The organism is Metabacillus sp. GQ13 (assembly GCF_059758525.1).
Map to the genome: position 1 here is coordinate 108,915 of NZ_JCAXET010000006.1, position 25,073 is coordinate 133,987.

Consider the following 25,073-nt stretch of genomic DNA (forward strand, 5'->3'; position numbering starts at 1 on the left):
GCTGTATTATGACAAAAAATCAAACTGTATTACTTTTCATTAATACAGTTAATTCATATAAATAATTCGGACTAATGCAAATATTTTAAATTTCATTATTCTAAGTTAATGACTTTTTTGGATATCATTCTTTTATAAACTGGGGGTCCTATCTATGGAGGAGTCTGAGTTCACTTGGCGCTAAAGGATTCGACTAGATCGAAATCGGACTTCTGCATCCGGATATCGAAGTGATTATCCACAGACAGAATTTTTCATTTCTAGTAAACACAAAAAAATCCAATCAGATGATTGGATTCACTTTATAATTCTATTTGCTTTCTTCAACATTTAATTCAGCAGCTTCATAAAAATCTATTTTCAGCTTATTATATTCTTCTGTTAACTGATTAAACTTTTCATTTTGTTCCATTACTTTTTTGTATGAATCATTTATCTTCTTAATTTGCGCCTCTAATTCCTCAATTGTTAATTCTTTTTTTTGGAGAATTGTGTATAGTTCTTTATCTAAAGAAATTGATAATTTATAGGCTTGATAAAGATCCTCATAAGTATCATACCTGTTGTTCATAGTGGATTGTAGCTCTTTTGCTTTTCTTGTTAACTTTTGATCATCAATGTTCTCTATTTCATCGCTTACTTTTTCAAATTCCTTCTTCGAATCCATTATACTTTCATACTCAGTCTCAATTTTCATTTCCCGATTCTCAACATGAGTGATTGCTTCTTTTGATAAGGCAACAACCTTCTCAAATTCCTGCATCCCGAGTCCCATTATTTCATTGTATAGAGCTGTCTCTTTCTTCTCTAGTTCCAATAAGGGATCCTGCTGTGCTTTAAACTGATTTTCAAGTGTTACAACATTTTCTAATGTCGCATAAATATTCTCTTGTGGTGAGGGGCCAAAACAACCAGTAAGAAAAATTAAGATCGTACTTGTTATAAAAGCCGCCCGAAATATCGTATTTTTAAACAATTATTTTCCCCCTAACGTTAACACAATTTCTACTATAATCTGTTAATAAGTTTTTTACAATCTCCATTAAATAAAAACTAGGTTTTCTAAGTACTATTTTAACAATTGGTTATTATTAAACTTATAATCAACTTTTTAATTTTACTGTCATACTTCTAAGTTCATAAATAAATATGACTGTAAAAATTAAGCTAAGAACGAAAACCTCGGGTAATTAGATGCACCCTACATTATATGTGCTTGTCTAACTTTTAGAACAATTGATGTAATAACTCTACTTAATAAAGAAAGATATTCACCATAAAATTTCATTTATCTAGGCATCAGTCTATACACATTTGCACTACTTTCATAATGTGTATTAAACGTCGGTAGGGGCGTAAACAATTAGGAGGTTTTATTATGTATAATTACGGTTGTGATCAAGGGTATGCAGCTCCAGCATATGGTTGTGAAACAGGTCATGGATATGCGGCTCCAGCGTATGGTGCTGGAAATGCATTTGCATTAATTGTTGTGTTATTTATCCTTCTCATTATTGTTGGGGCAGCATATTTCTGTTAGTACCTAGAGATAACTAATTATAATGAGACTATATGGGGCTAATTTATTAGAGTTAGCCCTTTTTCATTTATTTATACATAAGCGTTACAGGTCCTTTCCGTTTTTCAGATATTCCGTTATAATCTTTTATAACCTGCTTTTTGTTTATACTTATACTTTTTCTTTTCATTATTTCAATATAGAAATATACCTTGTTAGTTTGACTATATCAATTCAAACTAACCAATCATGTCTATTAGGAATCTATTTAACGTTTTACTTAAGGAGTGTCAGTTCATGCTTACAATGGAGAATATCATTAGAGAAGGGCATCCATCATTAAGAAGTGTTGCTCAGGAAGTTTCTTTACCAGCGTCAGAAGAAGACAAAGGGATACTTTCCTCTATGCTCGATTTTGTTAAAAACAGTCAGAATCCGGAAATTTCTGAAAAATATGGATTACGTCCTGGGATAGGATTAGCAGCACCACAAATTAATATCACTAAACGAATGATCGCTATTTATGCAGAGGATGAGAAAGGGGTCCAGCATAGTTATGCATTATTCAACCCAAAGATCGTCAGCCATTCTATTGAGAAGAGTTATTTAACAAGTGGAGAAGGATGTTTATCTGTTGATCGCCCTGTACCGGGGATTGTTCCACGCTACGCACGCATTCGCGTAAAAGCAACTAATTTAGAGGGTGAACAAATAGATATCCGCTTGAGAGGTTTATTAGCCGTTATATTCCAACATGAGATTGATCATTTAAATGGCATTATGTTTTATGACCATATCGATGAAGAAAACCCCCTTCTCAAACCAGATAGTGCACTAGCAATTGAACGTTAGACATATTTGTTGGTCACAATTTAAATTTGGTTCACTAGTCATTATTCAAACTAGCCAGTAAAGTAACTTAAGAAGGGCATTTGCCCTTCTTATTTACTTTTTATAAATGGATGTATTCTAAAAGGTAGGTTCTTTTCTAAAAGTTTAATGCCTGATCTAAATTGAAACTATCTCCATAGGTTTTCAGAACATTTTAGCGAAAGAGCATGAAGAAAGATATACATAAAACGTGCACATTAGTGCTTTGTATGGAAAACAAAAATCTTTGCAAATACTTCCAAAAGGTATTATACGTTTTGGAGGTCTAACCTAATAAACCAAGTTTCTCAATACCAAATTGTATTCCATCTTCATCAACTGGCTTTGTCACTAGATCCGCAATGTCCTTAAGTGTAGCCACTCCATTCCCCATAGCTACGCCAGTACCTACATATTCAATCATTTCCATGTCATTTAAGCCGTCACCAAATGCATAGATATTCTCTTTTGAAATACTTAACCTTTTTGCTAATTGTTTAATGCCTTCTGCTTTCGAACCATTTACTGGCAATATATCCGTTGAAACATCATGCCATCGAATAAGCTTTATATCTGAATAACGTGAGTAACGATCTTCCTCACCTTTTTCACAAAACAACAGTGTTTGATAGATATTCCGTTCTAAATAATAGTCGCGATTTTTTTGTGGTTGGGTAAATTTCAAACTCCCCATACTTTGTTCTATAAATGGATGTTCACCTGAAGTTGACATCATATTTTCCTCACTCATAAAAACCAAAGGGTGATCTTCTTTATCAGCAAATGCTAATAATTGCTTTAGTGTCTCTCTTTTAAGTGGATTTTCATAGATAACTTCGTTTTCAAAAACCACATATTGTCCATTAAAACTTACATATGAATGAATATCTAGTTCTTCTCGTAAATCCTCAAACATAAAAGGCGCACGTCCTGTTGCAATCGCTACGTGATGACCATTTTCTTTTAGTTTTTTAATTGTTTCCTTTGTCGATAACGGAATTTCTTTATTATGGTCCAAAATAGTACCATCAATATCAAAGAAAATTACTTTTTCACTCATATCCAATCTCCTTATTGTTATACTTTATTGTTTTTCTCTAACCAAGATTAGCAAATAAAAGTATAACATATCGTTTTCTTTACAATAAACAACACACAAATATTAAAAACGTATTGTAATTTACATAAATACAGCTATTTCCACGAATACCCATGTAAATGAAAGTGATTTACTACATATACTATTAGAGAAAAACAATTCGGACGGTTGGTAAGAATCATGCACTTACAAGTAAGAGGAGGTTAAGGTTATGTTAAAAAGAATAAGAAGATCTATCAAAAAACAATGGAAACAATTATTAAACCGTAAAACAATCGCTTAGGGTTTTCGTTACCTTTTCTCTATTTTACACTAAAATTTCAAATAATATATTCGATAATCTTCAAATTTAACAAGCCATTTGAAGGTTAGTGGCTATAAATGTAGCAAATAAGATTATACACATTCCCCTCTAGGCTTGGCTTGTACGTAAATATCGCATATAATAGAATAAGTTAGTCTATCATTCGGAAGCTAAGGAGAGATTTAGTAAATGATTTTCAAAGTGTATTATCAAGATGTACTTACTGAGGTTCCAGTTCGCGAAAGAACGAACACTCTATATATTGAAGGAAAATCAGAAGGTGATGTCCGCTCTAAATTAAAAGACCGTCCTTATAATATCGAATTTGTTTCACTAGTAGATGGAGCATATTTAGAATATGAAAGACAAAGTGAAAATTACAAAGTATTGGAGATTTGATGTTTATGAAATTTGTTAAGAATGATCAAGTAGCCGTGTTTGCCTTAGGTGGCCTCGGTGAAATTGGAAAGAACACCTATGGTGTACAATTTCAGGATGAAATAGTCCTAATAGATGCAGGAATAAAATTCCCAGAAGATGAGCTTCTTGGAATTGACTACGTCATCCCAGATTATAGTTATTTACAAAAAAATGAAGACAAAATTAAAGGTCTATTTATTACCCACGGACACGAGGACCATATTGGTGGAATTCCTTACTTATTACGTCAGATAAATATCCCGATTTATGGCGGAAAACTTGCTCTTGGATTGTTACGTAATAAACTAGAAGAACACGGACTTTTACGACAATCGAAACTAATTGAGATTCAAGAAGAAGATATCATTAAGTTCAGAAAAACGTCTGTTACATTCTTTAGAACAACACATAGTATCCCTGATTCTTATGGTGTAGTTGTTAAAACACCTCCAGGAAATATTGTACATACTGGTGACTTTAAATTTGACTTTACACCAGTAGGTGAGCCTGCCAACTTAACAAAAATGGCTGAAATTGGGCGCGATGGTGTTCTTTGTTTACTATCTGATAGTACAAACAGTGAGGTTCCTAACTTTACGATGTCAGAAAGACGTGTCGGAGAAAGTATCCAAGATATCTTCCGTAAAGTTGACGGAAGAATTATCTTTGCTACTTTCGCTTCAAATATTCACCGACTACAGCAAGTAGTTGAAGCTGCTGTCACACATGGTCGGAAAGTTGCTGTCTTCGGAAGAAGTATGGAAGCAGCAATACAAATTGGACAAGATCTAGGTTATATCGTTTGTCCTAAAGACACCTTTGTCGATGCTCATGAAATCAATCGTATGCCAGCTCATAAAGTAACGATTTTATGTACCGGTAGCCAAGGAGAGCCAATGGCTGCTCTATCACGGATTGCTAATGGAACACATCGTCAAATTCAAATTATACCTGGAGACAATGTTGTCTTTTCTTCTTCTCCAATTCCAGGTAACACGATTAGTGTTAGCAGAACAATCAATCAATTATTCCGAGCAGGCGCTGAGGTTATTCATGGACCATTCAGTGATATCCATACTTCAGGACATGGTAGTATGGAAGAGCAAAAACTTATGCTTCGTTTAATGATGCCTAAATATTTCATGCCGATTCATGGTGAGTACCGCATGCAAAGAACACATGCAAAACATGCAGTAGATTGTGGTGTGGAAGAACAAAACTGTTTTATTATGGATAATGGTGAAGTATTAGCTATTGGAGATACTGAAGTTGGAGTTGTTGGGAAAATCCCATCAGGTTCTGTTTATATTGATGGAAGTGGTATTGGTGATATCGGCAATATTGTTCTACGTGACCGTCGAATCCTTTCAGAAGAAGGACTGGTTATTGTCGTCGTTAGTATTAATATGAAGGACTTTAAAATTGCTTCAGGACCAGATATTATTTCTCGCGGATTTGTCTATATGCGTGAGTCTGGTGATTTAATTAATGATGCTCAGTCACTTATCACAAAGCATTTAAATAAAATTATGGAACGTCGGACAAGCCAGTGGTCAGAGATTAAAAATGAGATTACTGATACACTTGCACCTTTCCTATATGAAAAAACAAAACGTCGTCCAATGATTTTACCTATCATAATGGAAGTTTAAAAACGTCCATCCAATGACTGGTTCATGCAAATAAAGAAAGAAGAGTGGAGTTGACTAATAAGTCTTCTTCACTCTTCTTTTTAATCTCATTATGATAAAAACGATTAATCTCCAAACAACCGCTTTTCAAATCGGTTTATATCTGTGTCCGCACCGATTACGATCAGGATATCATTTTTCTGAATTTTCTCAATCGCTAATGGTGATACAATGATGTCTTTGTTTCTCTTTATGGCTACAATATTTATCCCATATTTTGCTCGAATATCTAAGTCGATGATTGTCTTCCCATTAATACGGTCATTAGCTACGATCTCCACAATACTATGTTCATCGGAAAGTTCTAAATAATCCAATACATTGTTTGAAATGATTTTGTGAGCTATACGTCTTCCCATATCTCTCTCTGGGTGTACAATGCGATTAGCACCAATTTTAGATAGAACTTTTTCATGATAATCATTCGTAGCCTTTACAGTAATATCCTTTACACCTAATTCTTTAAGAATTAAAGTTGTTAAAATACTAGCTTGGATATTATCACCAATAGCTACAATCACATGATCAAAATTGCGAATTCCGAGACTCTTTAAAACACTTTCGTCAGTTGTATCTCCCATAACAGCGTGGGATGCAACGTTGGCATATTCATTCACCTTATCTTCATCGACATCTATCGCCATTACTTCCAGTCCCTCTTCGCTTAGAGCCCGACATATGCTACCTCCAAAACGACCAAGACCAATTACTGCATATTCTTTTTTCATTTTGTATACCTCCGTGAACTAAAAAAACACACACAATCTTTACAAGAGTTTATTATATAAAAATCGTACCATAATTTAACGATCAAAACGACTCATCACTAAAAATATTTTTATACAAGTTTTACTGGCAAATCTATCTTTTCCCCTTAACATAGTCGGCATCAAACAAAAATAAACGCATTAATAGGATAAGCGATGGTATTAGCAATAAAAGTCCAGCTATAAAGGCTATAACGAGTGCTATTCCCATTGTTTCATTTGTAGAAGCAGAATAGATCGTTACATAGGGGTCTAAGATATATGGTAAATGTGATGCACCGTATCCAAAAAATGCAAAGAAAAATTGTAGCATGATTAGTAGAAATGCGAAACCATAATATTTCCTTTTGAGAATAAGCCAAGTTGCCAGTAAGAAAAATAATAATGATAATGCGAACATCCACCATATTTCTAGAGCCTTGTCAAAATGACCTGGATTATGCTCTTGTAAGGAAAGAAACACTAGAAAACTAGCTAATATAGTAGGTGGTGCCCAAAATAGCGCAAATCTACGTACAAGTTTTAATGCTGGCTGATCATCTGCTCTTGAAGCATAGTAAGTCAAAAATGCTGCACTGATAAATAATACTGATACAATCGCTAATAACACTACACTCCACGAGTAAAAGCTAGTAAAAAGTTTATCTGCTAAGAAAACGACAGTACCATTACGCTCCTCTAGAAATCCTCCTTCAGATATTGTTAATACAGTTGATAATGATGCTGGAATTAATAATCCTGTAGCACCATATAAAAATGTATAGATCGAACTATCCTTAGACCCATAGTTACCGAAAGCATAAAATGAACCTCTAATTGACAGTAATATTAAAGCAATACTTCCTGGAATAAGCAAAGCCGTTCCATAATAATAAGCCGTTTGAGGGAAAAAACCGACAATTCCAACGAAAAAGAACACAAAAAAGACATTGGTTACTTCCCACACTGGTGATAGATACCGACTGATTAAATTGTTTACAATATGGTCACGATTTGTAAACTTTGCATAAAAGGCAAAAAAGCCAGCACCAAAATCAATGGATGCAACAATTAAATATCCGTATAAAAAAATCCATAAAACTGTGATCCCTAATATTGGAATGTCCATTATTAGTACCTCCTATGATTTAAATCTGTACTCCAATTCAGCTTCTGCTGGATTATTTTTAAATATTTTTCTTAGTGCAGTAATCGTTAATGTGCCTAAAACACCATATAGGAAAAAGAATAAAATGAGCATAATTCCAACATGATTAGAAGTTGTCGCTCCTTCAGCTACCTTCATATAGCCTCGTAAAATCCACGGCTGTCTTCCAAATTCAGCAAAGAACCAACCCGCTTCAATCGCAATAATTGATAACGGTCCAGCCGCTGCAATTGGCCATAATAACCATTTCTTAAACGGGTCTCCTGTTTTCCACATCATTAGTAAGACAAAGAGAACAGAAATAAAGATAGAAAACATCCCTACCGATACCATAGTGTCAAACATGTAATGAATAAATAGAGGTGGTCGTTCATCTTTAGCTATTTCATTTAATCCTGTAACTTCTGCATTAAAGTCACCATATGAAAGAAAACTAAGCATTTTTGGTATCCTTATAGCGTTTTTTACCTCGCCTTGTTCATTTAATGTTCCAAACAGAATGAGGTCTGCTCCTTCTTCTGTTTCAAAATGCCATTCACCAGCAGCCAATTTTTCAGGTTGATATTCTGCTAAAAACTTTGCAGAAAGATCACCTGCTAACGCCGTCGCGAAAGAAAAAATCAATGCAGATACCATCGTTAGTTTAAGAGCCTTTTTGTGATAATCACCTTTTCTGCCTTTTAACATCATAAAAGCAGTAATTGCTGCTAAAACAAAAGCCGATGCCATATAAGAGGACATCACTAGATGAAATACTTTAGAAGGAGCAGCTGGATTAAAGATAGCTGCAATTGGGTCGATACCTGTAATTGTGCGACCCTCAATCGTAAACCCTTGTGGTGTGTTCATAAAAGCATTAACAACAGTAATAAACACAGCACTAAGTGTTGAACCTATAACTATAGGAATTGTTAACAACCAATGATAGATAGGTTTTTTAAACCTGTCCCATGTATATAAATAGATGCCTAGAAAAATAGCTTCAAAGAAGAATGCGAATGTTTCTAAAAATAAAGGCAAACTTATAAGCTGTCCTGCTACCTCCATAAAACTCGGCCATAAAAGTGAGAGTTGGAGACCAATACAAGTACCTGTTACAACACCTACAGCTACAGTGACAACAAACCCTCTTGCCCACCGTCTCGCTAACAATAAATAGTGTTGATCATTTTTTTTAACACCTATAAATTCCGCTATTGAAATCATAATAGGCACACCTACACCAATTGTGGCAAAAATAATATGAAACGCCAATGTTAAAGTCGTGAGCATCCTACTAAGGATGACGCTATCTAATTCTGCCATTCCAGACAACTCCTTTGTTCCGTCTTATTTATGTATACTATAACTATAACTATCACTCTACTACTATTTTAAAACCTTTGATATAGATTGTGAATAGTTGAACATGAACATTTTGTGACATATTTCACATACTTTCTTAAATGGAGGAGACCCGAATTCATTTTAACCAGATTTTTAACTTCTATTTCGGCGATAGAATTATGAATGGATAGGTATTAACTCTTCTAGAACTTCTTGTGCTTGAGGCGGCCGCTTGGATGATCCTTTAGAATTGGATACGTCTAAACAAATTAGTTCTTGGGCAAACCGCTAATTTTCATTTGGTGTATGGTAAAATAATATCACAGAATTTCATTGGAGGAATGATATGAAAAAGAGCATTTTTAATGTACTCTTCCCTTATATATTAGGTGTTAGTGGTGGCATCATTTTTTATTTTTTTCATGTCCCACTTGCATGGATTCTAGGTCCCATGTCGATTCTTATTGTTTGGAGATCCATATTTGTTGCTAGCCAACATTCATTATTACAACCAAAGTTTTTAAAAAATGGATCGTTTATCATTTTAGGAATTTCTTTTGGGTTATCATTTACCAAACAAACTTTCTTATCTGTGGGCCCACATGTCTTTCCTTTTTTATTGACGACAATTATTCTTATTTTAATCAGTATTTTCAATGCGATTCTTATTAGTAAACTTGTTAAAATTGATAAAACAACCAGTATCTTTTCATCAATACCTGGCGGATTAACAGAAATGGTTGCAGCTAGTGAGTCGCTACATGCCAATTCATCACTTGTAACTATTTTCCAAACAGTTAGACTTTTAACTGTAGTCTTTTTTGTACCTTTTTCAATCCCCCATATGTTTGATGCTCAATCTGTAAGCATACCAACTCAAATGATAACCGATCAATCCACTTTTTTTTCGTTTGGATGGTTTTTGATTGCTGGTCTCGTTGGTTGGCTATTGAATAAATGGCTCCCTGCCGCCTATGTTATTGGACCTTTGCTTACGACTGCTTGTTTAAACATTATCGGTGTTCCCCTTCCATCATTCCATTCACTGTTTATTATCTTTTCCCAAGTAACGATTGGAATTGGATTTGGTTTAATGATTACATTTAACGATTTAAAAAAAGGGGGGAAATATTGCGGCCTATATCTTGTTTCAAACTTTATTTTAATAGGAGCAAGTTTTGGCCTCGGATATTTGTTTTCATTTCTAACGGATATAGACTTATCAACTGCCATGCTCTCATTAGCACCCGGAGGATTAGTCGAAATGGTATTAACAGCATCAACTATTGGAGCAGATCCTGCCATTGTAAGTTCACTTCAATTTATCCGTTTACTATTTATCATCAGTTTCGTTCCTAGTATATTAAAATTTTGGTTAAGCAGGGAATCCAAAAAAAACTCACTAAAGACCTCAGCTTAACCATACCTTTCTTAGATCAACTTAACAAACCTTTTAATGAGAATAAAAAACATTCATATTCATTAAGCTTTCTGTCTGCTTGAATGAATATGAATGAAGAAATTATTTTTCAACGGTATCTAATTCTAATTTACTTATTGTGGCTTTTATTTGAAAATATGTGATTTCTACAGGTAATGCATCTTTTAACGGCCTTAACATTTCAGTACCCAATTCATATACTTTTTCAATAATTAACGTCTCTTGCTCGTCGGTAATAATCCGTGACCAATCGATTGTTTTCCCCTCTTCTATTGCCCGAATGATATGATTTTGAACTGTGATTTCTGAAAGTCCACGATCCTTACTAATTTCTTTAATCGTGCTACCGTCTATATACAATTGATAACTACTAAGATGGCTTGAGGATTTGTCGCTTATTTGTTTCTGCTTTTTATTATCACTATTTTCTTGTATTATTAACGTAGGTTTTTCAACCTTCATATACTCACAAATAGTAGCTATAAAAACGTATCCGTACCGTTCAAGTTTAGTCTTTGCGACCCCTTTAACTTCTAAAAATTCAGTTTCTGATGTCGGACATTTACTACTCATATCTCTTAGACTACTATCTGAAAAGATGATATAAGGTGGTACTCCAAGCTTGGAGGCTAAATCTCTTCTCACCTGCTTTAGTGTCTCGAATAGTTCATCATCAGATTCTATTGCTTGAATCTGCATTTGTTCTTTCTTGAAAACCTGTTGTTTATCTACTATTACCTGTCTCGCCTTGTTACTGAGCTCTAACACAGGATATTGTGCATTTGTTAAGGACAAATATCCTTCAGCAATAAGAAAGTCTATAAAATCAACAATTTGTTTCTCTGTTCTATCTTTCATTAATGCATAGGTAGTAAGTTTAGTGAATCCGAACTGATTAATTCGCTTATTTTTTGATCCCTTTAATACTTGTGCAGTTAGAGTCTTCCCGAATCTTTCATCCATTCGTTTTACGCATGAAAAGACCATTAAAGCATCCTTCGTTACATCAATTTTAGTGCGCGTATCTCGGCAATTCATACATTTACCGCAATCCTCGGTTGGAGTAGGATCACCAAAGTACTCAACAATGTATGTTTGAATACATTTTTCAGTATGACAGAGATCCACCATTTGTTGGAGCTTATGGTATTCATGAATTTTTTTTTCATCATTCAATGATGTTTGCTCTATTAAAAACTTTTGAAGTTGTATATCTTGTCCTGCAAATAAAACTGAACACTCACTCTTTTCGCCATCACGACCTGCACGCCCTGCTTCTTGATAATACGCTTCAATATTCTTAGGTAAATTGTTATGAATCACATAACGGACATTAGACTTATTAATCCCCATCCCAAAAGCATTTGTTGCGACCATTACATCGAGTTGGTCAAATAAAAATTGATCCTGTTGTGTTGCTCGATCATGTTCAGCTAGTCCAGCGTGATACTTCCCAACTTTAATTCCGCTCTTTTTTAGAAATTGATAGAGCTCATCAACCTCTTTCCTTGTTGCAGCATAGATAATCCCTGCTTGGTCACGGTTTGCTTTAATATATTTTGTAATATAATCTCGTTTATTTTCACCTTTAATAACATTAAAAATTAAATTATCACGTGCAAATCCGGTTACGTACGTATTCTCGGAGGTAATTTCTAATAACTGACATATATCTGACATTACCTCTTTCGTTGCTGTAGCGGTTAAAGCAATAATAATTGGCTTTTTAACGAACTCTGCAATCATTCCCTTTATACTACGGTAGCTTGGACGAAAGTCATGACCCCATTGGGAAATACAGTGTGCTTCATCTATCGCAACCATCGAAATATTGATCGATAATAGGAAGGAACGAAAAGAGCTAGATTCGAGTCGTTCTGGTGCAATATAAATAATTTTATAGATTCCATTTTTTATATCAGAAATTCGTTCATTCAACTCACTAACCGTTAAGCTGCTATTTATATAGGTTGATTGAATCCCGACACTTGTTAAAGCATCAACTTGATCCTTCATTAAAGAAATTAACGGAGAGATCACGACTGTAATGCCATCCATAAGAAGTGCTGGGACTTGATAGCAGATTGATTTCCCACCACCTGTTGGCATTATGGCTAACGTATCATTGCCTTTTAATACATTTTCTATAATATCTTCTTGACCCTTACGAAATGAAGAGTATCCGAAGAAATCATTTAGTTGTTTTTCAGCTTGTACTAACATATAATCACCTTAGCTCCTTGATCGTTCTAGTAAGAATAGTGAATGCCCCTTTAAGCGTAAAGTACTTTTAGACTCCACAAATAAGTGTAATTTACTAATTCCAGCAACTAGTTACTTGCTGGTTAGATATCAATTATAAATCCATACTAGTATAACATGTTTAGCTGATTGAATTTTCTAGTTCTAGCATATTGTATTTTTAAAAATAAGTCCCTTTTGAATTTTCACTATATGAATTGTTATTTTGTCATTGGAATTGCTTAAGTAATGAGTAGAAAAAACACATGTAGTCAGGCTGAATTTGTAAAGAATGCAGTTTACGAAAATAGTAGATACTCAAAAAAGTACTAACCCCTTTCCCTCTATTAATAGAGGGAAAGGGGTTAGTACTAATGTCTTTATTGATGAATCCATACTGCTCCTGCAGAATTATTTTTTGCTTCACCAATCACTTCAAATTTTAGTTCATTTGTTGGTAAAAGACGTCCAGCGTCTCTCAAATCAGAATCAATATATGGCACTGAATCATCAAATGTGCGGTTTCCCGAATACTTTAAGAATTCAAATGCACCACGTGTTGGTGACTCCACGGTGAACCCTGGTGTTTTATCTAATGAAAAGGCAGCATCAGCAATTTGGTAACGCGTACTTTGAGCAACCGTCTTCTCACCATTTAATGTGCCAAAGACAGCTTCTGGATGAGAATCTACAACCCCAAGGAACCCCTCACCTGGATGTACACCTACCCAGTTATCGGTGAAGCTTTCATCACCATACCATACAACCAATCCTGTATTATAAACAGCACCACGAGAATATGCTAATGCTTTATCAGAGCCAGCATAATTCCTCCACTCTAAATAATAATAATGATCCGCTTTTGAATATCCGTTTGAGACGATAAAACCATCTAAGGAAACCAGACTATTACCCTCTGCATTATCAGAGAAAATTTCTGTTCCATCGGCAATGACGCTCAATTCATCAATTGCAAAACCAGCAGGTGCCAAACCGCCATCTGTTACATATTCAAAAACGAGCTTTACTTTTTGACCTGAAAATTGACTCAGATCATAAGAAATATCAATCCACTTATCGTTGGTCGTTTCATATCCACTCTTGGTATTCTCATCACCAATCACATCAAGCTGAACTTCCTGACCATCTGAAGTGACAGCATTAACATAGACGTAATCATATTCGAATTCAACCTCATAATTTGCTTTCGCATGGAAAATAGCGTTATCGACGTTTTCTAAGTCTAATACAGATGTTTCCAGTTTCGTATGAAGGTCATCACCTTTTTGACTGTAATAATAGTTAGAACCATATTCAGGCATAATACCTTTTACATCTTTTGGTGGTAAATTAATCTTTATTATTCCAGGATTTTTTGATTTCGTTACACTCTGATCTACAAAGGAGGAAATACCTTTTTTATCAATGTCCTTGTAATCTACTTCTAAAATATTTGCCCAATTTCCACTCATTGTCCTTTGAAAAAATTCTTTATTTTGCGGTGAAAAACTTGTTGGAGTAGTACCCGCAACTTCACCATTCCAACTTCCACCACTCATGATTGACCATGATTCTACAGGCTCCCCTTGACCGGTATATTGAGTATCATATTCATCAGGCAATCCTAAATCATGTCCGAATTCGTGAGCGAAAACACCAACCGCACCATCTTCAGGTTGAATCGTATAATCGAAAGCAGCTAAGTTACCACCCCAGTAATCAACCTGTGATGTTGTACCTTCGACAGGGTAGACGCTTTCTAATGTCCAACGATGCGACCATATTGCATCATCAGTCAATTCACCGCCACCTGCTTCCTGACCCGTACCAGCATGAATAATCATTAAATGATCCACTAATCCATCCGGTTCATTTTGATTACCATCACCATCTATATCATATAAATCAAAATGATCATATTCAGCTAAATTAATACCATTTGCTACCGCTACATTTAATGCATCTTTAACTAAATCTCTGGGACCTTTTGGATTTTGATTATCATGTCCCCCTTGTGGATTATCATCTCCATATTCTCTAGCTTTTCCGGGAACTGTTAACCACTCAGATACTGTTCCATCAACCGTATAGCTTCCACCAGATTGTTCTTCATAATATTGCTTAAATGTTTTTACCTTTTCACCATTGAATAGTGTAAATTCCTCATCACCAAACATTAATTTTTGATAATGCTCTCGATTAAAATCTTCCGCATACATATATCCATCTTCTTGGATAACGTTATTATGTTTAAAGTCTTGAAATTCAGTCAACAACACTAATACCTTATCTGACCTCACATCACCATTATATGGAGCTTGTTTAGCTGAATCTACTTTCACGTAGCCATTAGGTTTACCTTTTTTATAATTTTTATGGCCTTTATCAAGTTGTTTTGAAAGTTTGTCCTTCTGCTTTTCTAAAAAATCTTTAGATTTCATATCGATCAACTGCTTATTGGATGCATCTTTGAAATTAACCTTTTCTTTCTTACCTTGCTTTTTTTCGATGTAAGCTTTAACTTGTTTATTTACTTGTTCTTCTGAAGCACCCTTTGATATAACACCTTGTTCTTTCAAAGCTTTAGAAAGGCGCTCATCAGGTACAATATTCCAATCAATTGGTGCTGACTCCTGTACTTTTGATGTAGCTTGTACTCCTGATGGTACTGAAAAATACGTACTCGTTACGATTACTCCAACAATGACAAGACAAGTTGTCCCCTTTAACACTCTCCATAATTTCCTATTTCTTGAATTTGTATCTTTCATAAAATATCTCATATAGATAGACTCCCCCTTTACTAAATTACTTTTCTAACAAAATATTTACTTTATAAATCTATTATAAAATTTATATGAATATAATAAATAGTCCGAAAATTCCATTTTTTATATTAGTTTACCACCCCTTTTTTACCTAGTACCATTCTATAACTAGGTAAATATAAACATATTATCTAAGTTAATTACAAGAATTCTAACTATATGACCTATAAACTCCTTTTTATTTCAATCTAAACATTATTGCTTTAAAGCTTTTTATCAATAAAGAAATTTTTCTAAAAAAATTTAGCTGAAAAATATATTCTAGTCTGCTAAATATAACAATTAGTTAACGGAAATATTTCAGTATGATGACAGCCCCCATAAAAATACAAACTTCTACAAATAATATGACTAAGTAGAAAGAAAAGAGGTCTGATAAAATGTTATCTAATATTGAAATTGGGATTGATTTAGGAACAGCAAATATATTAGTTTATAGCAAAAATAAAGGGATTGTACTTAACGAGCCTTCGGTTGTTGCGATAGATATAGAAACAAAAAAAGTTCTTGCTGTAGGATCTGAAGCTAAAAATATGATTGGAAAAACACCAGGGAAAATCATTGCGGTTAGACCATTAAAAGATGGGGTTATCGCTGATTATGATATGACGACTGAAATGTTACGACATATCATGAAACTTGCTTCAAAGAAACTTGGGATGTCATTGAGAAAACCAACAGTTGTTGTATGTACACCCTCGGGAGCTACATCTGTAGATCGAAGAGCAATTCAAGATTCGATTAGAAGCATCGGGGCAAAACAAGTCCATTTAATTGAAGAACCTGTAGCTGCAGCAATTGGGGCGGACTTACCTGTTGATGAACCAATCGCTAATGTGGTAGTCGATATTGGTGGTGGTACGACAGAGGTTGCAATTATCTCATTTGGTGGGGTCGTATCATGCCATTCTATTCGAATAGCCGGTGACCAAATGGATGAAGATATTATTCAATATGTCCGTAAGGTTTACAATCTGTTAATTGGTGAACGTACTGCTGAACAAATGAAAATTGAAATTGGTTATGCATTAGTTGATCATGAAAAGGAAACGATGGAGATTCGAGGAAGGGATTTAGTTACTGGATTACCTAAAACGATTACCGTATCGTCATTTGAAATGCAGGAAGCTACGAAAGAATCACTTCTTCATATTTTAGAGGCAATTCGAGCTACACTTGAAGATTGCCCACCAGAACTTAGTGGTGATATTGTTGACCGAGGTGTTATTTTAACTGGAGGAGGTGCTTTAATGAAAGGAATACAGGAATGGGTAAGTAAAGAAATTGACGTTCCAGTTCATATCGCACCTAGTCCCCTAGAATCAGTAGTCATTGGTACAGGCAGATCATTATCTGTGATTAATAAGCTTTTAAAAGCAGCTAAATAGATTTTTTATATTGATACAATAAAACCTGTAGAAATGAACGATTATCTACAGGTTTTTATTCTGTTATATTCAATAAATCTTTGAATAACTAAAAATTAACTTTTGAATGCTTAACAAGATTTAATAAATACTTATCATCATTTCCTAAATCTTTGCATAGATTATGTTTGGTCTGAATGTTTCGAGGGATGTTGTCATACTTTTGTAAAACTAAAAATGGATATCGAAACTTTCATGTATCCCACCACGTCTTAAAGTAAAAGGATATTGCAAATCTAGTTGTTTTTATCAAATAGAACTACGCGAAAAAAATTAGGAGGTTTGTATTTGTGAAGGATCTAAGTAGACGTATATTCATAAGTTTAACATTAGCTGTCATTATTATGGGGGGAATGAGTGTTTCCCTTGCTAATATGCCGGCAAATACGACAAGTAACGATGGTAACCTACAAGTTCAAGGGGAATAAAATTAAAGGTAGGGATATATGTTTTGACGAGAAAAGTGAGCAATCTACTTCACTCCTTTTAGTTTTTGCTGCCTAGTTAGTGGATAATCAATATTTCTATAATTAGTAATTTGAAAAACGGCAAAGCTTTGGTCTCTATTGTATCAAAATGCAACCAATGTATAGAATAGTTCTACTATTTGAATTACATATGGTATAAATAGCCTTTCATTTAGCTTATTTCTAAAGGTTAAATCTCCTGATCCTTAAAATCGGTTATTGAGCTTTTACTTTGAAAAAGGATGGAAAGTTTTCCACTTCCATCCTTTCCTCAATTTTGAACCTTATTATAACTATTTTTAAACAAGTCTGTTTTCTCTAGGATTGTTGTATTTCGTACAAGGATATTGTACGTCCCAAGCTTATCATCGTAATCTTTTCTACTATCAACATACTTTTAGGAAAAGAGTCTAAAACAAAGATTAACTATTGGATCTTATAATTAATTTTCTCTCGCTTTAGTGCTTTGATATCTTGCATGTTAATCTCGAAACGCTCTGTCAGCGAATATTTTAAATGTAATATCATCAGAGGGTGGATTATGCAATCCTGCACGTACATCTCGATAATGTCTTTGTAATGGATTTGACTTAAATAAACTTTGCCCCCCGACAACCCTCATCGCTATATCGACAACTTCCACTGCATGATTCGTTACAATCGTCTTAACTGCAGCTAATTCATATGCTAATCTATATCGATCTGCAGGTTCATTATCCCATTTTTCTGCGATTGAATACATCATGGTTCTTGCAGTCGTCAGCAAAAGGTCCATTTCTGCAACTTTTCTACGAACCTCTGGTACGTCCTTAATTGGGTGTGGTAAACTTGTAGGCTGATAGTTTTTTGCAAACTCTACAGCTTCGTTTCTAGCCGCGATTGCAATCCCAATATAGCAAGCAGGAATATGCAATTGCCAGCCTTGCGCAGATGGTTTTTCTTTTCTTTGCTTTCGTTCTACTAATGCATCAATGGGTACCTCAACCGATTCTAAAATTAAATCATCACTTCTTGTTCCACGCATCCCAAGAGTGTCCCACGTCTCCACAATGTTTAAACCAGTAGCTGATCTTGGGATAAGAAAATCTCCTATATCCCCTGTTTCTTCAATTGTTGCTGGAACGATAAAATAATCTAGTGCAGGAGCCAAAGAAGTGAAAATTTTCTTACCATTTATCACCCATTTGTCATTCTTTCGTTTTGCTGTCGTTTCTGGCTTCCCACCTCTTGCTGGACTTCCTGAATTTGGCTCAGTTGCAGCACTATTCATTAATTTATTGTCTGCAATGATCTCTTTACAAACTCTACTATATATAGAAGCATCCCATTTTTTCGTTTCGTTTAAATGCATGAGTAAGCCTAAATGCCACCCCAGTGATAAGGCTGTAGCCGCATCACCTTGGGCAATCTTTTCTTGGACTATAAGGAACTCATAAAGTGTAGCACCATCTCCACCATTTTCTTCTGGTATTGTTAGCTTTAAATACCCTTCTTCTTTTAACCGATCAAAGTTATTAAATGGAAAGGATCCTTCTCTGTCATGTTCATCAGCAGTTAAGGAAAATTCCTTTGATAACTTTTCAGTCTTTAATAGTAAGTCTTTTTGTCCATTTGTTTTAATAAATTGCTCATCTAAATAATTCACGTTATCACCCCGTTAATCATATTGTAATGATTTTTTGCTTCTCCATAAAGTAATTTAACTTGTAAGAAGTGTTCCTCTTTTCCTTTCTGCCAACAATTTGTTAAACTAACAATGTGAAAGTTCCAATTATCGGGGCTTTATAATAAATCCATAAAGAAAATGAGGAGGCCTAAACATGTCTACTTTTCATCAAAACTTAGAAAAATATGCCGATTTAGCCGTTCGTGTCGGAGTTAATATTCAGGAAAACCAAAACTTAACCATCAATGCTTCAACAGAAGTAGCAGATTTTGTTCGTCTCGTTGTAAAAAAAGCGTATGAAGCTGGTGCACGTAATGTATTTGTTGAATGGCATGATGATGTAGTGACTAGAACTCGTTTTGAGCTTGCACAAGAAGATGCATTAGCTGATTATCCAGAATGGAAAGCTAGAGGTTTAGAAACGTTAGCAGAAAATGATGGCGCCTTTATGTCGATTATTTCATCTGATCCTGATCTATTAAGCGGTATTGACCCGAAACGGATCGCAGTATCTACCAAGGCTTCTGGAATTGCCCTAACGAAATACCGTAACTATTTACAGGCTGACAAAGCAAGCTGGACAGTCATTGCTGCGGCATCTCAGGAATGGGCAGCAAAGGTTTTTGAAAACGAAGGTAAGGATACACAGGTTGAAAAGCTCTGGGAGGCGATTTTCAGAACAACACGTTCAGATCAACCAGACCCTGTGAAGGCTTGGGAAGATCATGACCTTAATTTACATAACAAAGTAGACTATTTAAATAGCAAAAGGTATAAAAAGCTTCATTATAAAGCAAATGGAACAGATTTAACAATCGAACTCCATGATACACATACATGGGTTGGCGCTGGCAGCGAAAATGAAAAAGGTAATTTCTTCATGGCAAATATGCCTACTGAAGAAGTTTTCACTGTCCCATTACGAAATGGTGTTAACGGTGTCGTCCAAAGTACAAAACCATTAAGCTACAGTGGAAACCTAATCGATAATTTTTCATTAACATTTGAAAATGGTCGCATCGTTTCAGTTAAAGCTGAAAAAGGTGAGGAAGTTTTAACACAGTTAGTTGATACCGATGAAGGTTCCCATTATTTAGGTGAAGTTGCTTTAGTGCCACATGATTCACCAATTTCTCAGTCGGGGATCCTTTTTTACAATACGCTGTTCGATGAAAATGCATCAAATCACTTAGCAATCGGTAACGGGTATGCTTTCTGTGTTGAAGGAGGCAAAAAAATGTCACGTGAGGAACTAGAAAAAGTAGGGGTTAATTCAAGTATTACACATGTTGACTTTATGATCGGTTCCGCTGATATGGACATTGACGGTATTTTAGAAGATGGCACAGCAGAAGCCGTATTCCGTAAAGGGACTTGGGCTTTTTAAAAATTCTTAAGATAGGGGCTTTGTCATAGTAATTACTTGTCAGGCCCTTATATATAATAACTATTCATCAATACTTTAGCGTTTTTACTAGTAATGAAAATGAGGGAAAATAATGAAACCTGTTGAGATTTATCTTTTATCTGGTTTTCTAGGGGCCGGGAAAACTACATTATTACAAAATATTTTACTTCAGGAAAAACAGCAGGACCGAAAGATTGCTGTGATTATGAACGAACTTGGAGAAGTTTCGATAGATTCTGCCGCTGTTCCAGAAGATACACCTTTAAAAGAGCTACTAAATGGCTGTGTATGCTGCACAATACAAGGGCAACTTGAAGTTCAATTACATAATATGCTAAAAGAATACGAACTTGATGCCATATACATAGAAACAACTGGTGTTGCTCATCCGATTGAAGTACTTGATGCATGTATGTCACCTCTCTTCGCAGACACGCTTTCTATGCAGGCAATCATTACAATTATTGACGCTAAACGATGGCAAGAACGCTCTCATTTAAACATCCAGTTACGAAAACTCCTGTTAGAGCAGGTTCAGCATGCTGATATCGTTCTATTAAATAAAACGGATAATCTTTCCGAATCTGAAAAAGCTAATCTTGTTTCCGAGATTCAAGAGTTGAATCGTAATGGGAAGCTCTATATGACGGAATATGCTAAGATTCCATTATCAAAGTTAAAGTTAAATCCGAGGATAGCAAGTGATCCTCATGTACATACGAAGTCACATGTACATGATGCATTGCAGATGAGGACATATGTTCATCGTTTTTCTAATCCAGTTGATTTAGATCAATTCGAACAATTTTTAATGGCAATGCCCGATACCATCTATCGAATAAAAGGGTTCATGTCCTTTACCCACTCAGAGGCAACCTTTTTATTTCAGTATTCCTATGGAATGCCGATTTATATGAAAGAACCAATGAAAATGAAAAGCATTCTAGTGTTTATTGGCGAACAACTGGATACTAAAATGTTAAGCAAAGATCTTATGCTTGTTGAACACCCTGAATAAAATGAATTCAATTGAGACAGACATTTTCGTTCTGTCCCTTTGTTTTTCCCCTCCATCCCTTCCTTCACGATAATTTCATTCTCTACCCTGACCTAACTGTATGCTTTTTTAGAATCATTATAGAATTTGGAATAAAAGAAATAGTCTAGTGAACAATGACAACTACCATGATCGTCTGTGTTAAAATATTATGAAGTACATTCAAGGAGAACAAGGTATGTTTATTTTGTTACTTACTATGCTAGAACGATTAGGAATCATTGTCACAGTAGCATACATCATGACAAGGTTACCATTTTTTAAAAATATGATAGAACGAAATGAAATTAGTCGTAAACAACAATATTATGCGATCATATTCTTTGGGATTTTCGGTATCATTGGAACCTATTCAGGAGTTGCGTTCGATACATCATCTTTTAAATTTGATCGTTGGGCACTTGCAATTGATCAAGAGGAAGCGATTGCCAATTCACGTGTAATCGGTATTATTATTGCAGGTTTACTCGGCGGTTATAAAGTAGGAATAGGTGCTGGAATGATTTCTGGTATTCACCGTTTCTCACTTGGCGGCTTTACTGGATTATCTTGTGGTCTATCTGCAATATTAGCGGGGATCGTTTCTGGATTCTTCTATCGAAGTCGAACACGTCTAAATCTTTCTACAGCATTGATTGTCGGTGCTCTTGCTGAAGCTATACAGATGCTTACCATATTATTAGTTTCTAAACCCTTTGATCAAGCACGGCTACTCGTTACAGAAATCGGTATCCCAATGATTGTTGCAAACGGAATTGGTTCAGCTATCTTTTTATTGATTATTAAGAGTGTAATTAATGAAGAAGTTAAAGTTGGGGCCCTTCAAGCTCAAAAGGCATTAAGACTTGCTCAACAAACATTAATATATTTAAGAAATGGTCTAACTAATAAAACAGCAGAAATTGTTTGCAGCATTATCTTAAAGGAAGTAAATGCTTCGGCTATTTCTATGACTAATCAAACCAATATCCTTGCACATATTGGTTTAGCTAAGGATCATCACAAAGCAAATGATACGATCCAAATCAGCACAACGAAGGATGTTCTTCAAAGGGGAAACCTTCAAGTTGCAAAGCATCGTGACATTGCCTGTAGGCTACCAGGTTGTCCTTTAAAGGCTGCCGTTATTTCACCATTAAAAGTAAGGGATGAAACAGTCGGAACTTTAGTGTTCTACTTTCAAGCTGAAAGAGATATTACCCACCTTGTAATTGAACTTATCGAAGGTCTTAGCTCTCTATTAAGCCATCAATTAGAAATAGCTGAGTCTGAACAGGCAAAGAAATTAGCAAAAGAAGCAGAAATTAAGTCGCTACAAGCACAAGTAAGTCCTCATTTCTTGTTTAATTCATTGAATATTATCGTCTCTTTAGTTCGTACCAATCCAGACTTAGCAAGAAAGCTTCTCTTGTCTCTATCTCAATTTTTCCGGAAAAACCTTACAGGTTCGACGATGATATGGACAACCCTTGAAAATGAACTAGACCATATAAAATCATATTTAGCGATTGAAGAAGCAAGGTTTATTGATAAATTATCCATCCATTATGATATTGATCGTGTAGTCTTAAATCGAAAAATACCAACTTTAACGTTACAACCAATTGTTGAAAATGCGATTAAGCATGGCATAAAGGATAAAAACACAAATTGTTTGATCAAGGTATCCATTAAGCTAGTGCAGGATTATTCCTTAGTTACAGTCGAGGATAATGGCAAAGGGATTGATTCCCACCGTTTGGATTCAATCTTAAATTCAATTGTAGAATCTGAACAAGGAACTGGGTTTGGGTTATATAATGTAAATCGCCGTTTGCTATTAATGCTAGGTGATGAAAGTACTTTAAGGATTCATTCTAAACTAAATGTGGGTACCACAGTTTCTTTTAAGGTGTGAGAAATGGAGAGAAAAATGAAAGATACAATAACTGTATTAATTGTAGATGATGAAAGATATAGTCGTGATGAGTTAAAGTATTTGTTACTCCAACATCATTCAATTGAAGTGGTTGGCGAGGCAGAATCAGGAGAAGCTGCAATAGTAAAAGCATTACAACTAAAGCCAGCTGTCGTATTTCTTGATATCGATATGCCAAAAATGAATGGAATTGAAACCGCAAAGACACTAAAAGAATTAAAAAACTCACCACTGGTAGTATTTGCGACCGCCTTCCCAACTTTTGCTGTGGATGCCTTTCGTTACGATGCAATTGATTATATCCTGAAACCCTTTGATGACGACCGCATAATAGAAACAGTGATAAAATTAGAAGAAAGATTACAAAAGATTCCTATTAAGGAGAAATTAACAGCACCATCAAGGCTAGCTGTTGATAATGATGATGGCATTGTTTATATCGATCCTCACGAAATTCTCTATCTATATCGAGATGAACGTGTAACAAAGATAGTAGGTAAAGGGGCAGAATATGAAACGAAAACACCATTAAAAGATTTAGAAATCAGATTAAAGGGATTCAACTTTTTCCGAATTCATAAAAGTTATATCGTGAACCTTCATGAGGTATCTCGACTTATTCCATGGTTTAATGGTGCATATCATTTAGAGCTTAAAGGACAGAAAGAATGGCTATCTGTAAGTAGAAATTATCTTAAAGCCTTAAGGTCAAGGTTAGAAATTTAGTGTAAGACTAATTAGAAAACAATATTATTTGTAGAAAACATCCTTGAGTAAAGAATGATAATCTTAGCTATTATCCTTTACTCGGAACTTTAATAATGAAATCAAAACGGCTATTAATAAATTGATTTTCGTCATTTGTATTAGGTACAATCGGTTCTGCTTCTCCCAGTCCTTCTGCATCGAAGGAGATGTGAGATAATTCTTCTTGTTTTTCAAAGTGTCTTAATAAAGAATTTGCGCGATTCTTTGTTAAATTAAGGTTAAAATCATCATCTGCCCTATCACCTGTATGGGCTTCTATTTTCAGATGACTTCGCTCAGGCAAAATGGAAAACACAGATAATAACTCATCTAAACTAGCTTGCGCCTGTTCATTGAATTCTAGTTGTTCAAAGTTAAATATACGATCATCCTCAATACGAACAATGATGAGATTATCCCTCTTAATTATTTTGGCCCATTCTGGTCCGTCTAGATTAAATTCAAGGTTAGTTGATTGTGTCTCTGACGTACCCGGATACACTTCTTGACCAGTCACTACGAGTTCACCTCGCTCTAATTTCCCCAAATTTTTGTTACTAGTTTCTAAAACGGGTGTCACCGTTTGCTCACTATTGCAACCAGCACTAATTGATAAGGATAATAATAAAACAATTGCAGCCTTTCTCATCACATCAACTCCTGTAGGACCAGATAATATATCAACTTCGATATTACTCTCGACAACTCCTTAATTCTATCATTACCGCTG

General features: G+C 34.9%; 19 protein-coding genes and 1 pseudogene. 11 read left to right on the forward strand and 9 right to left on the reverse strand.

What is annotated here, in order from left to right:
• Positions 1–310 precede the first annotated feature (310 nt).
• A complete protein-coding gene (locus AC6CHR_RS09165) occupies positions 311–976 on the reverse strand; it encodes a YkyA family protein (RefSeq protein WP_498248337.1) in 666 nt (221 codons plus the stop codon).
• A 486-nt stretch (positions 977–1,462) separates the two neighbouring features.
• Between AC6CHR_RS09165 and AC6CHR_RS09170 the strand changes: the two are divergent.
• Positions 1,463–1,540 (forward strand): annotated as a pseudogene (locus AC6CHR_RS09170) (YjcZ family sporulation protein); the annotation flags it as partial.
• A gap of 276 nt (positions 1,541–1,816) precedes the next feature.
• Positions 1,817–2,371: a peptide deformylase gene (gene def / locus AC6CHR_RS09175; RefSeq protein ID WP_498248338.1), complete on the forward strand. Its 555-nt coding sequence runs from the start codon at positions 1,817–1,819 to the stop codon at positions 2,369–2,371.
• Positions 2,372–2,675: 304 nt separating this feature from the next.
• On the opposite strand, the gene AC6CHR_RS09180 is transcribed toward def, so the two are convergent.
• Positions 2,676–3,449 (reverse strand): Cof-type HAD-IIB family hydrolase, encoded by a 774-nt coding sequence (locus AC6CHR_RS09180; RefSeq protein WP_498248339.1) that lies wholly within the window; start codon positions 3,447–3,449, stop codon positions 2,676–2,678.
• 532 nt (positions 3,450–3,981) lie between these two features.
• On the opposite strand from AC6CHR_RS09180, the gene AC6CHR_RS09185 reads away from it, so the two are divergent.
• Both AC6CHR_RS09185 and rnjA read left to right on the forward strand, forming a co-directional pair.
• Positions 3,982–4,191 (forward strand): DNA-dependent RNA polymerase subunit epsilon, encoded by a 210-nt coding sequence (locus tag AC6CHR_RS09185; RefSeq protein ID WP_498248340.1) that lies wholly within the window; start codon positions 3,982–3,984, stop codon positions 4,189–4,191.
• A gap of 5 nt (positions 4,192–4,196) precedes the next feature.
• On the forward strand, positions 4,197–5,864 hold the full coding sequence (rnjA, locus tag AC6CHR_RS09190) for a ribonuclease J1 (RefSeq protein WP_498248342.1): 1,668 nt from the start codon (positions 4,197–4,199) through the stop codon (positions 5,862–5,864).
• Between the two features lie 104 nt (positions 5,865–5,968).
• On the opposite strand, the gene AC6CHR_RS09195 is transcribed toward rnjA, so the two are convergent.
• The 3 genes from AC6CHR_RS09195 to AC6CHR_RS09205 all read right to left on the reverse strand — a co-directional run bounded on the left by AC6CHR_RS09195 (position 5,969) and on the right by AC6CHR_RS09205 (position 9,122).
• The gene (locus tag AC6CHR_RS09195) at positions 5,969–6,631 is read right to left on the reverse strand and encodes a potassium channel family protein (RefSeq protein WP_498248343.1); all 663 of its coding nucleotides are present in this window, start codon (positions 6,629–6,631) and stop codon (positions 5,969–5,971) included.
• Positions 6,632–6,764: 133 nt separating this feature from the next.
• On the reverse strand, positions 6,765–7,778 hold the full coding sequence (locus AC6CHR_RS09200) for a cytochrome d ubiquinol oxidase subunit II (protein ID WP_498248344.1): 1,014 nt from the start codon (positions 7,776–7,778) through the stop codon (positions 6,765–6,767).
• A 12-nt stretch (positions 7,779–7,790) separates the two neighbouring features.
• Positions 7,791–9,122 carry a cytochrome ubiquinol oxidase subunit I gene (locus AC6CHR_RS09205; RefSeq protein WP_498248345.1) on the reverse strand — a complete coding sequence of 444 codons (1,332 nt, stop codon included), beginning with the start codon at positions 9,120–9,122 and terminating at the stop codon, positions 7,791–7,793.
• Positions 9,123–9,489: 367 nt separating this feature from the next.
• Between AC6CHR_RS09205 and AC6CHR_RS09210 the strand changes: the two genes are divergently transcribed.
• On the forward strand, positions 9,490–10,563 hold the full coding sequence (locus AC6CHR_RS09210) for an AbrB family transcriptional regulator (RefSeq protein ID WP_498248346.1): 1,074 nt from the start codon (positions 9,490–9,492) through the stop codon (positions 10,561–10,563).
• Positions 10,564–10,665: 102 nt separating this feature from the next.
• Here AC6CHR_RS09210 and recQ read toward each other — a convergent pair whose 3' ends face one another.
• Both recQ and AC6CHR_RS09220 read right to left on the reverse strand, forming a co-directional pair.
• Complete coding sequence (gene recQ, locus AC6CHR_RS09215) at positions 10,666–12,807, reverse strand: DNA helicase RecQ (RefSeq protein WP_498248347.1); 2,142 nt, start codon at positions 12,805–12,807, stop codon at positions 10,666–10,668.
• Between the two features lie 398 nt (positions 12,808–13,205).
• Positions 13,206–15,608, reverse strand: coding sequence for an immune inhibitor A domain-containing protein (locus tag AC6CHR_RS09220; protein ID WP_498248348.1), 2,403 nt, complete (start codon positions 15,606–15,608; stop codon positions 13,206–13,208).
• Between the two features lie 425 nt (positions 15,609–16,033).
• On the opposite strand from AC6CHR_RS09220, the gene mreBH reads away from it, so the two are divergent.
• Complete coding sequence (gene mreBH / locus AC6CHR_RS09225; protein WP_498248349.1) at positions 16,034–17,041, forward strand: rod-share determining protein MreBH; 1,008 nt, start codon at positions 16,034–16,036, stop codon at positions 17,039–17,041.
• Positions 17,042–17,370: 329 nt separating this feature from the next.
• Complete coding sequence (locus tag AC6CHR_RS09230; RefSeq protein ID WP_498248350.1) at positions 17,371–17,508, forward strand: protein YkpC; 138 nt, start codon at positions 17,371–17,373, stop codon at positions 17,506–17,508.
• A 520-nt stretch (positions 17,509–18,028) separates the two neighbouring features.
• On the opposite strand, the gene AC6CHR_RS09235 is transcribed toward AC6CHR_RS09230, so the two are convergent.
• Entirely contained in the window at positions 18,029–19,192 is a 1,164-nt protein-coding gene (locus AC6CHR_RS09235) for an acyl-CoA dehydrogenase family protein (protein ID WP_498248351.1), read from the reverse strand.
• Between the two features lie 175 nt (positions 19,193–19,367).
• On the opposite strand from AC6CHR_RS09235, the gene AC6CHR_RS09240 reads away from it, so the two are divergent.
• From AC6CHR_RS09240 to AC6CHR_RS09255, 4 genes are all read left to right on the forward strand, one after another.
• Positions 19,368–20,600: an aminopeptidase gene (locus AC6CHR_RS09240; RefSeq protein ID WP_498248352.1), complete on the forward strand. Its 1,233-nt coding sequence runs from the start codon at positions 19,368–19,370 to the stop codon at positions 20,598–20,600.
• 112 nt (positions 20,601–20,712) lie between these two features.
• A complete protein-coding gene (locus tag AC6CHR_RS09245; protein ID WP_498248353.1) occupies positions 20,713–21,639 on the forward strand; it encodes a CobW family GTP-binding protein in 927 nt (308 codons plus the stop codon).
• A gap of 217 nt (positions 21,640–21,856) precedes the next feature.
• Complete coding sequence (locus tag AC6CHR_RS09250) at positions 21,857–23,575, forward strand: LytS/YhcK type 5TM receptor domain-containing protein (protein WP_498248354.1); 1,719 nt, start codon at positions 21,857–21,859, stop codon at positions 23,573–23,575.
• Positions 23,576–23,590: 15 nt separating this feature from the next.
• The gene (locus AC6CHR_RS09255; RefSeq protein ID WP_498248355.1) at positions 23,591–24,322 is read left to right on the forward strand and encodes a LytR/AlgR family response regulator transcription factor; all 732 of its coding nucleotides are present in this window, start codon (positions 23,591–23,593) and stop codon (positions 24,320–24,322) included.
• A 70-nt stretch (positions 24,323–24,392) separates the two neighbouring features.
• Here the strand turns inward: AC6CHR_RS09255 and AC6CHR_RS09260 are convergent, their stop codons facing one another.
• Positions 24,393–24,992, reverse strand: coding sequence for an OmpA family protein (locus AC6CHR_RS09260; RefSeq protein WP_498248357.1), 600 nt, complete (start codon positions 24,990–24,992; stop codon positions 24,393–24,395).
• Between the last annotated feature and the right edge of the window lie 81 nt (positions 24,993–25,073).